Here is a 13567-nt window from a genome sequence, read left to right on the forward strand (position 1 = left end):
CTTGCTATGAGATGAAACGAAGAATATATTTCCACGTTTCTACAGATTTCCTTCGTAAACACGTTTAAATTCGTTTACAGCGCCTTGAACGTCGGCTTCTTTCCCCATCTCATGCAAAGTCTCCCCGACAAGCTCTATGGCTTTAACAAAATTAGCCTCTACAACATTACCCATATGGCCAATCCGGAACGCTTTACCTGCTAGTGAGGCTAAAGAACCTGCAATGATCATTCCTTTAGCAGCTAACTTCGAACGGAATTCCGCATCATTAACCCCTTCAGGATAGAGAATACAACTCAAGGTTGGTGCTGCAACTTCTTCGGAAGCTAAAGGTTTCATGCCATAGACAGCTAAGCCTGCTCGGACGGCTTTGCCCAATGCAGCGTGACGACGATAGCGAGTATCTAAGCCTTCATTGATTACCATTTCCAACCCTTTTTCAAAAGCATAGATCATGTTAACCGGTGGAGTTGCATAATACTTTCCAGGATCCTGCATAATCGGGATCCAATTTTTGATATCGGCATAATATCCCAAAACACTTTCTCTCGCTTCACGAGCAGCAAGCGCCTTCGGACCAAAAGCAACAATCGCCAATCCCGGTGGAACACCGATTGCTTTTTGAGATCCTGTTAAAACCACATCAAGCCGATATTCGGCATTTCCGTATTCCTTCTGCATATCCTCTTCAATTGCGGCTGATGCACAAACTCCATCCAAAATGAAAAGCGCTCCACTTTTCTTTACAGCGGGCACCAGCTCATCAAGGTTAGCCACGACGCCAGTCGAAGTATCCACGTGGGTTACAGTTACTGCTTTATAGTGACCTTCTGCGCATTTCCTTTCAACTTCTGCAGCATCGACATGCTGACCCCATTCAGCTTGAATCGTATCCACTTGAATACCAAATGCTTTAGCTAAGGTCGTAAAACGATCACTAAAGAAACCATGACTAACAACTAATAATTTTTCACCTGGAGCCACCGTATTCATGATGGCAATTTCCATGGATAATGTCCCGGATCCAGCTACAACAAAAACCTCGCCATCTGTATTGTTAAACAGTTGTCGGGTCATTTCCAAGCTATTCTTGAAGATTTTGACGAACCTAGCATCAGTATGAGCCATGGTCTCACCAGCTAAAGCTTTGTAAATGTCGTCGTGGACCGGTGTCGGACCTGGGATGAGTAATAATTCCCGATTTGGCATTAAAATTTTCCTCCTTAGATTGGTATATAATTACAATTAAAGTTAATTATAATCCTCTTAAAACTAATTTTTTCCCAAAAAGGCCCCATCCTGTATCTATTTTAAGGTTATAACTATCATCCAAGTTTAATAGAGATAAATGGATATATACTCTAACTTGACCATTAAGCAGAACTTCCTTGTAAGTGTTGACGTCAGCTTTAGTTTCATCCGGACAACCCAATTGTATTCTTGGGTGACGCAAATTAGCTAATGCATTCCCACCATTCAGTAAAATGTACTTTTGAGCCTCAGAGGTAACCATTAAATTCATACCATTCCTCCTATAACTAACGTTATCACATTCTAAATGCCCTGTCCAGGTGGACAAATGTCTACTGATAAAAAATCTAAGGTCAAAAGATCGGATTCAACCTATCTTTTGACCTTATTGTATTAAAACTCTGCGTTCTTTACCGTCCTTGGGAAAGCAATAACGTCTCGGATGTTCGAAATACCTGTCAAGTACATTATGATTCGCTCAAAGCCCAGGCCATATCCCGCATGATGGGTTCCTCCATATTTACGCAAATCAAGATACCAGCTGTAATCCTCTTGCTTAAGTCCAAGTTCCTTCATTCTTTTCTCTAAAGCCTCTAAACGCTCTTCACGCTGACTACCGCCAATAATTTCTCCAATACCAGGAACAAGAAGATCCATCGCTGCAACCGTCTTCTGATCTTCATTCATTCTCATATAAAAAGCTTTAATATCTTTAGGATAATCGATAACAAAAATAGGTTTTTTAAAGACTTGCTCTGTCAAATAACGTTCGTGTTCTGTTTGCAAATCTGTTCCCCACTCCACAGGATATTCGAACTGATCCTTGACCTTCTCTAATAACTCAATGGCCCGAGTATATGTGACCCGCTCGAAATCCGATTGAACAATATTATTCAGTCGTTCCAGTAAGTTTTTGTCCACAAATTCGTTGAAAAATGCCATCTCTTCTGGAGCTTTTTCAAGAACATAATTGATAATATATTTAATCATGTCTTCAGCTAACTCCATATCATCCTCTAAATTAGCAAAAGCAATCTCTGGCTCAATCATCCAGAACTCTGCAGCATGACGAGCGGTATTCGAATTCTCCGCTCGGAAAGTTGGGCCAAAGGTATATACATTTCGAAAGGCCATGCAGTAGGTTTCAGCATTGAGCTGCCCACTTACCGTCAGATTCGTTTCCTTTCCAAAAAAATCTTTGCTGAAATCGATTTTCCCCTCTTCTGTCCGTGGTAAAGCATTTAAATCTAAAGTAGTTACGCGGAACATTTCCCCGGCCCCTTCAGCATCACTCCCGGTAATAAGCGGCGTATTTACATAGACGAAACCTCGCTCCTGAAAAAATTGATGAATCGCGAAGGCGACTATGGAACGCACCCGGAAAACAGCAGCAAATGTATTCGTTCGAGGACGCAAATGGGCAATCGTCCGCAAATATTCAAAGGAATGCCGTTTCTTTTGGAGAGGATAATCTGAAGCACACTCTCCTTCAACAACGATCGTTTGAGCTTTAAGCTCAAAGGGTTGCTTTGCTCCGGGTGATTCAGCTAAGATACCCTTAACGATAAGCGAGGTTCCGGTCGTTAATTTCGTGATTTCCGCGTAATTCTCCAAACCCTCTTCAAAAACAACTTGAATATTTTTAAAGAAAGTCCCATCGTTTAACTCTATAAAGCCAAACGCTTTCGAGGCGCGGAGAGTCCGAACCCATCCTGAGACCTCTATTTCTTGATTTAAATACAGCGCAGAATTTCGGTAAATATCTTTAATTAAAGTGCTCTTCATCCATAAAATCTCCCTTCACTCTGATTCTATTATGTTGATGTGATTTAAATTTGATTCGCAATTTATCTGAATAATAAATTCCACCCCGCACCTCCAAAATCCTTCTTCTTTCTAATCTATCGTCAGTTGTCACTCATAAACAAAGAGGGCTGAGTCCATTTTTCTCCTCATTTATTCTCATTGTACAAACGAATCCAATAATGAATACAATACACATAACATTTATACGAAGGAAAATGCAGTTTTATCGAGAATATATCTGTTGCACAACACAAAATATAGATTCAAGGATGGCTCCTCAGTTGTTACTCACTCATAAATTGTCTAAAAAATATTAGGAGGTAAAGTTATGTCCTACGTACAAGAAGTACTCGAAAAAGCCGTTAAACGCAATCCAGGTGAAGTTGAATTTCATCAAGCTGTCAAAGAAGTTTTGGATACCTTAGCCCCTGTATTCGAAAAGCATCCTGAATATGTTGAGGCTGGAATTCTTGACCGAATCGTTGAACCGGAAAGACAACTGATGTTCCGCGTCCCCTGGGTTGACGATCAAGGAAAAGTCCAAGTTAACCGTGGTTTCCGAGTTCAATTCAATAGCGCTATCGGACCGTATAAAGGCGGCCTCCGTTTCCATCCTTCCGTTTACCTCGGAATTATTAAATTCTTAGGTTTTGAACAAATCTTCAAGAATTCCTTAACAGGGCTCCCTATCGGCGGCGGAAAGGGAGGAAGCGACTTCGATCCTAAAGGAAAATCTGACGCTGAAGTCATGCGTTTCTGTCAAAGCTTCATGACTGAGCTCTACCGTCACATTGGCGCAGATGCTGACGTACCTGCAGGAGATATCGGGGTTGGCGGACGTGAAGTTGGATATCTGTTTGGGCAATATAAAAGAATTACCAATCTCTATGAAGGTGTTCTAACCGGTAAAGGTCTTACCTTTGGCGGCAGCCTTACACGGACAGAAGCCACAGGTTATGGATTAGTCTACTTCATGGATGAAGCCATCAAAGCTCAAGGAAAATCCTTCAACGGTGCAACCGTTGTTATTTCCGGTTCAGGTAATGTCGCAATTTATGCTGCTGAAAAAGCACAACAACTCGGTGCTAAGGTTGTTACCATGAGCGATTCAAACGGCTATATCTATGATGCAGATGGCATCAAGCTCGACACGATTAAGCAACTTAAAGAAGTTGAACGTAAACGGATTAAAGCATATGTAGAAATTCACCCAAATGCTAAGTACCATGAAGGCTGCGCAGGCGTCTGGACAGTTCCTTGTGACATTGCACTTCCCTGTGCAACTCAAAACGAACTTGATGGTAAAGCTGCAGAAACACTGCTCGCTAATGGCTGCTTTGCAGTCGGCGAAGGTGCTAATATGCCTTCCACTCCAGAAGCTGTTGACCTATTCTTAAACAAAAAAATCATTTATGCACCAGGTAAAGCTTCGAATGCTGGCGGAGTTGCCGTTTCTGCTCTTGAAATGTCGCAGAACAGCATGCGCTACTCTTGGACTTTTGAAGAAGTTGACGCTAAACTCAAGAATATTATGGTTAACATCTACAACAATGCAAGCCATGCTGCAAAAGAATACGGATTTGAAGGCAACCTCGTTGCCGGAGCTAATATTGCCGGATTCTTAAAAGTAGCAGAAGCCATGAAAGCACAAGGGATCGTTTAATACTTATACTTATACTTAAAATCGTGTAGCTTCTCAACATCCGTTCACTAATAGGTTCTTAGAAGCGGGTTCGATTACTGTAAGCAAAAACGGCGGAAAAGATTCACTATGAATCCTTCCACCGTTTTTCTTTATCTACCGTTTTTCCTAACGCGTTAAACTCATTAAAGTTTTGAGAAATCCAGAGTGGCAAAATAATCCTCAAGCGTCTCCGCTCGACGAATCATATCAACAGTTCCATCCTCTTTGAGAAGAAGTTCTGCTGAGCGAAGTTTGCCATTATAGTTGAAGCCCATAGCATGCCCATGCGCACCCGTATCATGAATCACGATAAGATCTCCCAGGTCAATGCGTGGAAGTTGCCGATCCACAGCAAATTTATCATTATTCTCGCATAGACTACCGGTTATATCATAGACATGATCCTTCGGCAAAGCTTCTTTTCCCACGACTGTGACGTGATGATAGGCCCCATAAATACCCGGTCTCATTAAATCCACCATACACGTATCTAATCCAATGTAGTTTTTATAGATTTCTTTCTTATGAAGAGCTCGTGTAACTAAGTACCCATAAGGTCCTGTAATCACCCGTCCACATTCCATGGCCAATTTAAGGGGATGTAAATTCTTTGAGGCAATCCGTTCCTCATAAGCTTTACGAACCCCTTCGCCAACATATTCGAGTTTAATGGGTTCTTGTTCTGGACGGTAAGGAATTCCTATTCCACCCCCAAAATTAACAAATTCAATTTTTATTCCTAACTTTTCTTTGAGTTCAACAACGAGATCAAACATCATCTCTGCAGTCTCAATAAAATAATCCGGATTAAGTTCATTCGAGATCACCATGGTATGCAGCCCAAAGCGCGTCACGCCCTTGTCCTGCACAATCTTGTATGCATGAAACAGTTGTTCTTTCGTCAACCCATACTTTGCATCTTCAGGAGTTCCTATAATGGAATTACCTCCTGATCTTAAGGGACCTGGATTATAGCGAAAAGAAATGAGATCAGGTATACCCGCTACTTTTTCTAAAAATTCGATATGGGTAATATCATCTAGGTTAATAACCGCACCAATCTCTCTTGCCTTCATAAATTCCTCAGCAGGAGTGTCATTTGATGTAAACATGATATTTTCGCCGGTAATTCCACTCTTCTCTGCTAAGACCAGTTCTGCGAGAGAGCTACAATCCGCGCCAAAGCCTTCCTCGCGCAGAATCTTTAAAAGATACGGATTGGGTGTCGCCTTCACTGCAAAATACTCTTTGAATTCTGGCGCCCATGCAAAAGCTTGAGTTAAACGCCGAGCATTCTCGCGGATTGCTTTTTCATCATAAATATGAAAAGGAGTTCCATACTGGGATACAATTCTTTTTAATTTTTCCTGGCTAAAAGGTAATGTTTTATTGGCCACGATCCAATCCTCCCTTTTATCTTTGGTGAATGGTTCGATTAAAATCCCCATCAAAAAAGCGGTCACGAGTACACTCACAACCGCTTCAAAGGTAGAAGGATAATCCTCCACCCTTAATGGACGAGATAGCACTCCACCAATTTCCGGTGACAGTCTTGCACTTTTTCACTGCAAGCCCAGCCTAAGATTCATTGCCCTGAACCTAGACTTCGGCGGGAATTCCTTTCCGTATTGGTCATTGTTTGGCTACCTCACAATACGTACTCTTTATTCACCGCACCTCTATCATTCACTTTTTTATTATCATCTATTATGCAACAGATTGAATCCTATGTCAACACAACACTCGCCTGACCTATGATTGCATCTTGTCTGACTTTGAAGTATTGTGTGAGACGCCTTCCATTAGTCCTTTATTATGGAGAGCCTCCTCGACCTCCAAAGTAATTTGGCCTCCTTTTTTGCTCTCATGCGGTTCAGAACCATAATCATCTCCCGTTTGACCCGTAACACTGACAACGCCTGCAGGCTCCCATAATTGGCGTTGAAGTTCTTCTGGCTTGCTTTTTTCCTCATTCATTAACATATGCCTCCTCAAAATTTATTGTGCTGTCGTATCGAATATAAGTTAGAGTGCCCAAATAAGTTCAAAAACATGATTATAAGAAAGTTCCTTGTGGAAACTCCCTTGACTCAAGACTGTTCATTCCTTATATTGAAAGTATCCAAAAAAAATAGAAACTTACCTGTTAAGGAGGTCTGGATATGTCTCAAAAAACAAATGCTGCACGGATCCTCGATCAAGCGGGGATTTCCTATAAACTGATTCCCTACGAAGTAGATGAATCAGACTTGTCTGCTGTTACTGTAGCTCGAAAAGTCGGAATTCCACCTGAACAGATCTTTAAAAGTATCGTTGTGCGCGGAGATAAAACAGGCGTTCTCATCGCTTGCATTCCTGCTGACAAAGAACTTAACCTTAAAGCCTTAGCCCAACTCAGCGGCAATAAAAAAGTCGAAGTCGTCCATTTAAAAGAGGTTCAGCCCCTAACCGGATATATCCGCGGTGGAGTCTCCCCCCTCGGTACAAAGAAAAAATATCCTGTATTTTTCGACGAGACAGCAGAGTTAGTTGATGGCTTATCCATCAGCGCCGGAATGCGGGGCTTACAGATCTTCATCGAACCCGAAGATCTCCTCCAGGTCACAGAAGCGAAAACTGGAGCAATCACTACTTAGTTTCCCTTGATTAAACAAGGTGCTGTCGCAAAACCTATGGTCGTGTAGTTTCGGGTCTTTTGCAATAGTCTATAATTATTTTGAGCACCGAAAAAGGGACTGTTTTGCGACAGTCCCTTTTTCATTTCTAGGTACCTTTTAGTAGTTTCTTTAATTGATTTTAAATGAGCTCTTCATTGAGACAATCCGATTAAATACCGGCTTCTCGGAAGTCGTATATTTCGAATCGACATTAAAATACCCATGACGGTAAAACTGGAATTTATCCTGAGCCTTAACCTCTTCCATATTCCGTTCGACAAAGCCTTGTTGGACTTCGAGCGAATTAGGATTGATATAATCGAGGAACGTCTTACCTTCCTCTTCTTCCGCTTTCATTTGTTCATCAAGAATTAGCGGCTCATAAAGACGGAACTCCGCGGAAAGCGCTTGACTCGCTTCTACCCAGTGGATCGTTCCTTTAACCTTTCGACCCGTAAATCCAGATCCGCTTTTCGTCTCTGGATCATAAGTACAATGAATCTCGATTACTTTCCCTTGTTCGTCTTTAATAACCTCTTCGCATTTAATAAAATAAGCATGCTTTAACCTAACTTCATTTCCAGGAAAAAGTCTAAAATATTTTGGTGGTGGTGTCTCCATAAAATCATCTTGTTCAATATAGATTTCCCGAGAGAAGGGAATTTGCCGATTTCCCATTTCCGGATTTTCTGGGTTGTTTTCAGCCTCAAGCATTTCCACTTGTCCTTCTGGATAGTTTGTGATGACAACTTTCAAAGGCTGAAGAATTGCCATTGTTCGAGGAGCCTTTAACTTTAAATCCTCCCGAATAAAATGCTCGAGCATCTTTTCATCGACGATACTATCTGCTTTAGCAACCCCAATTTCCCGTGCAAAATTACGGATTGACTCAGGCGTATACCCTTTACGGCGGAGTCCTGAAATCGTTGGCATTCTAGGATCGTCCCAACCATCAACGACTTTTTCATCCACCAACAGTTTGAGTTTACGTTTGCTCATCACGGTATTGGTGATATTTAAACGAGCAAATTCATATTGATGAGGAACATTAGCCATCTCACATTCACCGACTACCCAATCATAAAGGGGGCGATGGTCTTCAAATTCCAAAGTACAAATCGAGTGAGTTACTCCTTCAATTGCATCCTCTAACGGATGAGCGAAATCATACATTGGGTAGATACACCATTTGTCTCCCGTGTTGTGATGAGTGGCATGAGCAATTCGATAGAGAATCGGATCACGCAAATTAATATTCGGGGAAGACATATCAATCTTTGCTCGGAGAACCTTCTCCCCATCCTTAAACTCCCCTTTACGCATCCGCTCAAAGAGATCTAAATTCTCCTCAATGGACCGATGACGATCCGGACTTTCTTTTCCTGGTTCAGTTAAGGTTCCCCGTGCTTTGCGGATTTCCTCAGCCGAAAGATCACAGACGTAAGCTTTCCCCTTTTGAATTAACAAAACTGCACGCTTATAAAACTCCTCAAAATAATTGGATGCGAAGAAAAGATTATCCCATTCATAACCCAACCATTCTACATCTTGTTTAATTGACTCCACATATTCCGTATCTTCTTTAACCGGATTCGTATCATCAAAGCGAAGATTGGTCTTTCCCTTGAACTCATCCGCCAAATCAAAATTTAAACAGATTGATTTAGCATGGCCAATATGTAAATAGCCATTAGGCTCGGGAGGGAAACGCGTTTGAATATGATTGACTTTACCGGACTTTAGATCCTCGATGATAATATTGCGCAAGAAATTAGACGAATTGTTTTCCACAGATATCAACCTTTCTATCTCATTCACATCTACCCTAAGATTTTATATGCCTTATTTCCTAGCCACCAATCGTGATCATCTTAGTGGCGATTATTCATCCGAATAAAATTCTACACCGGAATAAGTTTTTCCTTCTTCTATCGCTTTTAGTGTTCCCATTTGTTTCATATATGAATCTTCTGTCAGATTTAAAGAAGAGCTGAACCCTTTATTAAAGAAGTTTCAGCTCTTTGCATTTCAACAACCATTCCTTATATTGATTGCACTACTTTTAAAATCGAGCAGGTAAAATCTCTACCCAATAATTATCGGGGTCATTAATAAAATAGATTCCCATTTCTTTATTTTCAAAACAAATACATCCCATTTTCTGATGATGTTCATAGGCCGCTTCAAAATCATCGACCGTCAAAGCAAGATGAAATTCATTATCCCCTAAATTATAAGCTTCTGATCGATCCCTTAACCAAGTTAACTCAAGCGAATGTTGTGTAGATCCATCACCAAGGTAAACAAGAATAAAGCTCCCATCCTGGGGTTCAATTCTCTTAACCTCAACTAAGCCTAACGCTTCACTATAAAAATTAAGACTTTTCTCTAAATCAAGGACATTAATATTATTATGATTGAATGTAAATTCCATTTAGAATCCCTTCCTCCTCAATTTTTCAGTATACCTTTAACTCTATAATCAATAATAATTAATAAGCTTATTAGAATTATTGTATAATCATTACGAGGTGATAACAATGGGAGATAATACGATTAAAATTAATTATTTATATCACAGTGGTTTCAGTGTTGAAACCAAGGGTCACATTCTTATTTTTGATTATTATCAAGGTCCTATTCAGCTTAGCGACAAGCCTACTTATATTTTTTCTTCACATAGCCATGCTGACCATTTTAATCCTATCATCTTTGAATGGCAAAGAACAAAAGCAGATATCCACTACATTCTGAGCAGTGATATTAGTATCCCTCCCGAAGTTACACATACTCAGTCACTATCTCCCTATGAGGAATGCACTATTGATGGACTTAAAATTAAAGCGTATAACTCCACCGATATCGGTGTTTCATTTCTCGTCGAATGCGAGGGAATCCATCTCTTTCACGCCGGTGATTTAAATTGGTGGTATTGGATCGATACTCCCGAAGAGATGGAAAAAGCCGAATCAGGCTATAAAAATGAAATCGAAAAAATAAAGGGAGAACCTATTGATATTGCCTTCTTCCCTGTCGATCCAAGACTAGAGAAGAATTATTCTGCTGGTGCAGAACATTTTATTCAGGAGGTTCATCCACAGGTTTTGATTCCCATGCATTCCTTTGGTCATGATGAAGTGGCTGTACAGTTTGCAGAAAAAATGGAAGATTCTCCAACCCAAATCCTCACTTTTAGCGATAGAAGCAGAGAAAGGAGCCTCTCCTTTCCTACCGAGAAGTAACTGCCTCATTTTCAACATAGCGAGCAATCAACGTTCCCACTAACAAGGACCATACCGGGGCGCTGATATTGAAAAGCGTAATATTTGATAATGCGATAACAAAAGCTAGTGCAGCACTTAGTTTCATCGTAGGCCGGGAGAAACTAATCTGCAAACTATTTCCGAACACACCGAGCAGGGCAAAGCCAACAAGAATTGAAATAAAGGCTGGCGGTAAAGATTGAATCCAAGGAATAAGCATCCAAGAGAATAACCCAAAAAATAGAATGATCACTCCAGAAACAACCGCTCCCATATATCTCTTTTCCCTCGGACCGGCCTCTTCACCCGCACATATTGCAGTCATCATTCCCGCAACATTTGCCGATTGCCCACCAAAAAAACTCGTAATGATCGAAAAAACACCACTCAATGAAACAAGCCGATTAACCGGTGGATGATAATCATTTTGCTCTAATGCTCCAATCCCCACTGCTGCATCATTACTTAGAATAAGAAGAGCGAGTGGGATAGAAACAGAGAGAAAACTGATATAGCTAAAATCAGGAGTTTGAACCTGTGGAAAGGCAAAATCAGCTATCATCCCCTTACTGCTTAAAGGATAGGTCAAAAGCAAGAGGGCCGTTCCTGTTATAACCCCAGCAACCATAGGCGGAATCCGCTTCTTCCCTTTACTAAAATAGAGATAGGCAAGAAGGCCTATACCCCCAACGATAAATAGCTGCGTAGTGGAAACTACAAAATTAACGATATATTTTGTGATCATGCCTGCGAGCATTGCTGAGATTATTTCCTGGGGTACATAATCCATAAGCTTTGAAAAAATACCCAAAACGCCAACAAGCAACATCAATAATGCGGAAAGAAGATAAGCCCCAATCAGTTCGGGATAGGTAAATTGTGTAGTGACTGTCGCAAGAAAGGCTACTCCTGTAATCGAATGAGCTCCCACAATTGGCATTCGATAACGTAAGGGCATTATTATGCTCAAAATTCCGCCGAATACATATACAGAGAACATCCAGAAAATAGTTTGTTCTGTCGTGAAATTCCCTTTGGTAGCTGCTTCTAAGATCAGAGCAGGTGGACCGGTAATTGCTAATAACGCAGCTACAATACCTACTGTTATATTTCTTGAATTCAAATCTCGAAATGGATGAATTTCCATGCTTGCTTCTCCTTAAACCGACGCTCAAATCTGCCTATCACTTATGATAAGGCTCACCCTTGCTAATTTTCATGGCCCGATAGACTTGCTCTAAAAGCATCATCCGCATCAACTGATGAGGAAAAGTTAGTTTCGAAAAGGACCAGCGGAAATCCGCTCGCTCTCTGACTTCATCCGCAACTCCTAGTGATCCGCCAATCACCCAAGCGATATTACTTCGTCCATGCAAAGCTAACTCATCAATAAAATTAGCGAGTTCTGGAGAGGTCAATTCCTTGCCCTTGAGATCAAGCAATACAACATAGTCCTGAGGATTTAAAACTTTAAGAATCCGCTCTCCTTCCTTTTCCCGAACACGATCTTCCTCCGCAGCAGAGAGTTTTTCTGGACAAGGCTCATCCGCAACCTCAATAATATCTAGCCGTAAATAGGAACTTAATCTCTTGGTATATTCTTTTATCCCGTCCTGCAAATACTTTTCTTTTACCTTACCGACGGCTATAGCCTTAGCCTGCAACATTTTCTCGCCTCAAATTCTAGAAGGGGAGGATACATTCTTTGTATTCTCCCCTTCTCCATGTATATCCTTGACTCACACAAATCATTATTACTGTTTCAGCTCAGCCAAAGTAACGGATACTTCCTTAGTTGCACCGTCCCTATAATAGGTTAACTTGACTTCATCCCCAGGCTTAAATTTAAAGAGTGCACGGGTGAGATCTAGAGCATTATTTATCGTGACCTCATTAACTTTCGTCACAACATCTCCTGCTTTTATTCCTGCTTTATCTGCTGTTCCACCAGAAAGAACCTTAGCAATATAAGCCCCAGCTGGCCAACCTTGCTGCGCTGCCCATTCTTCAGTATAACGATCATCGATTGAAACGTACAAACCAGGATGGCTAGCATATCCTTTTTCAATCATTTGTTGAATGAAAGGCAAGGCATCTGTTATTGGAATTGCAAAACCCATTCCTTCAAAGCCTGGCTCGGCATTTTTCACTGAATTAATCCCCACGACTTGCCCTTGGTAATTAACAAGCGGACCGCCACTGTTTCCTGGGTTAATTGCAGCATCTGTTTGAATCAGGTTGAAACTGGATTCGCCCTGAATCTGTAAAACTCTGTTTTTAGCCGAAACAACCCCTGCCGTCACCGAACGAGCAAATTCTTGACCTCCTGGATTGCCGATAGCTACAACTGGCTCTCCGACTTGAAGTTTCTCTGAATCTCCGAGTTGAACAGCCGTTAAGTTATCCACACTCGAAATTTTTATGACCGCCAAATCGGTACGGGCATCAGCTCCGACAAGAGTAGCATCAAGATTTCGTCCATCAGCCAAACTCACAACGAGTTTTTTAGCCCCTTCTATGACATGATTATTGGTCACAATATAACCATTCTTAGCATCTACAATAAAGCCAGAACCGCTCCCCGCCTCAGACAATCCGCTATTTCCAAAAAGACGGCCAGATTGCTGAAAATTACCCACCCCAACTACAGCGGGGCCTACTGCCTTAGAAACCTCAGCCACCGGAAAGCCAGTAGGATTTGTAACGTTTACGGGCGGGGTCGTTTGGCCCTGACCTAAAACGACCTGATTGGTTGCGCGATTAGCATTAACATTTGGAACGACAATACCTACTGCAATCAATCCACCCACAATAGCACTTACTAAAGCTATGACCACAATAAAGAACGTGCTTGGCCTACGTTTAGAAGAACCGTCATTATAATAACTCATATTCTAGACCTCCTC

At 41.3% G+C, this 13567-nt stretch carries 13 protein-coding genes and 1 riboswitch; of the genes, 3 read left to right on the forward strand and 10 right to left on the reverse strand.

Going from position 1 to position 13567, the window contains the following annotated elements; all coding sequences use genetic code 11:
* Positions 1-39: 39 nt before the first annotated feature.
* The 3 genes from DESME_RS15010 to asnS all read right to left on the reverse strand — a co-directional run bounded on the left by DESME_RS15010 (position 40) and on the right by asnS (position 3036).
* A complete protein-coding gene (locus DESME_RS15010) occupies positions 40-1209 on the reverse strand; it encodes a pyridoxal-phosphate-dependent aminotransferase family protein (RefSeq protein ID WP_006716762.1) in 1170 nt (389 codons plus the stop codon).
* A 46-nt stretch (positions 1210-1255) separates the two neighbouring features.
* Complete coding sequence (locus DESME_RS15015; protein WP_006716760.1) at positions 1256-1522, reverse strand: hypothetical protein; 267 nt, start codon at positions 1520-1522, stop codon at positions 1256-1258.
* A 122-nt stretch (positions 1523-1644) separates the two neighbouring features.
* Positions 1645-3036 carry an asparagine--tRNA ligase gene (gene asnS / locus DESME_RS15020; protein ID WP_006716759.1) on the reverse strand — a complete coding sequence of 464 codons (1392 nt, stop codon included), beginning with the start codon at positions 3034-3036 and terminating at the stop codon, positions 1645-1647.
* Positions 3037-3385: 349 nt separating this feature from the next.
* On the opposite strand from asnS, the gene gdhA reads away from it, so the two are divergent.
* The gene (gdhA, locus tag DESME_RS15025; RefSeq protein WP_006716757.1) at positions 3386-4720 is read left to right on the forward strand and encodes an NADP-specific glutamate dehydrogenase; all 1335 of its coding nucleotides are present in this window, start codon (positions 3386-3388) and stop codon (positions 4718-4720) included.
* Positions 4721-4884: 164 nt separating this feature from the next.
* Here the strand turns inward: gdhA and lysA are convergent, their stop codons facing one another.
* The gene (gene lysA / locus DESME_RS15030) at positions 4885-6138 is read right to left on the reverse strand and encodes a diaminopimelate decarboxylase (RefSeq protein WP_025248853.1); all 1254 of its coding nucleotides are present in this window, start codon (positions 6136-6138) and stop codon (positions 4885-4887) included.
* A 118-nt stretch (positions 6139-6256) separates the two neighbouring features.
* Positions 6257-6431, reverse strand: a riboswitch (Lysine riboswitch).
* A 62-nt stretch (positions 6432-6493) separates the two neighbouring features.
* Complete coding sequence (locus tag DESME_RS15035; protein ID WP_006716753.1) at positions 6494-6718, reverse strand: hypothetical protein; 225 nt, start codon at positions 6716-6718, stop codon at positions 6494-6496.
* A 185-nt stretch (positions 6719-6903) separates the two neighbouring features.
* On the opposite strand from DESME_RS15035, the gene ybaK reads away from it, so the two are divergent.
* Positions 6904-7377: a Cys-tRNA(Pro) deacylase gene (gene ybaK, locus DESME_RS15040; RefSeq protein ID WP_006716751.1), complete on the forward strand. Its 474-nt coding sequence runs from the start codon at positions 6904-6906 to the stop codon at positions 7375-7377.
* Positions 7378-7527: 150 nt separating this feature from the next.
* On the opposite strand, the gene DESME_RS15045 is transcribed toward ybaK, so the two are convergent.
* On the reverse strand, positions 7528-9195 hold the full coding sequence (locus tag DESME_RS15045; RefSeq protein WP_156922823.1) for a glutamine--tRNA ligase/YqeY domain fusion protein: 1668 nt from the start codon (positions 9193-9195) through the stop codon (positions 7528-7530).
* 265 nt (positions 9196-9460) lie between these two features.
* On the reverse strand, positions 9461-9832 hold the full coding sequence (locus DESME_RS15050; RefSeq protein WP_006716747.1) for a VOC family protein: 372 nt from the start codon (positions 9830-9832) through the stop codon (positions 9461-9463).
* Positions 9833-9938: 106 nt separating this feature from the next.
* Between DESME_RS15050 and DESME_RS15055 the strand changes: the two genes are divergently transcribed.
* Positions 9939-10640, forward strand: coding sequence for an MBL fold metallo-hydrolase (locus DESME_RS15055; protein ID WP_006716745.1), 702 nt, complete (start codon positions 9939-9941; stop codon positions 10638-10640).
* Here DESME_RS15055 and DESME_RS15060 read toward each other — a convergent pair.
* From DESME_RS15060 to DESME_RS15070, 3 genes are all read right to left on the reverse strand, one after another.
* Positions 10627-11808, reverse strand: coding sequence for a benzoate/H(+) symporter BenE family transporter (locus tag DESME_RS15060; protein ID WP_006716743.1), 1182 nt, complete (start codon positions 11806-11808; stop codon positions 10627-10629). The two genes, DESME_RS15055 and DESME_RS15060, sit on opposite strands and share 14 nt — an antisense overlap.
* Before the next feature lie 37 nt (positions 11809-11845).
* Positions 11846-12325 carry a 23S rRNA (pseudouridine(1915)-N(3))-methyltransferase RlmH gene (gene rlmH / locus DESME_RS15065; protein WP_427846196.1) on the reverse strand — a complete coding sequence of 160 codons (480 nt, stop codon included), beginning with the start codon at positions 12323-12325 and terminating at the stop codon, positions 11846-11848.
* A gap of 90 nt (positions 12326-12415) precedes the next feature.
* A complete protein-coding gene (locus DESME_RS15070; protein WP_006716740.1) occupies positions 12416-13552 on the reverse strand; it encodes a S1C family serine protease in 1137 nt (378 codons plus the stop codon).
* Positions 13553-13567 lie beyond the last annotated feature (15 nt).

Origin of the sequence: Desulfitobacterium metallireducens DSM 15288 (assembly GCF_000231405.2) — a bacterium.
GTDB classification, from domain to species: Bacteria; Bacillota; Desulfitobacteriia; order Desulfitobacteriales; family Desulfitobacteriaceae; genus Desulfitobacterium_A; species Desulfitobacterium_A metallireducens.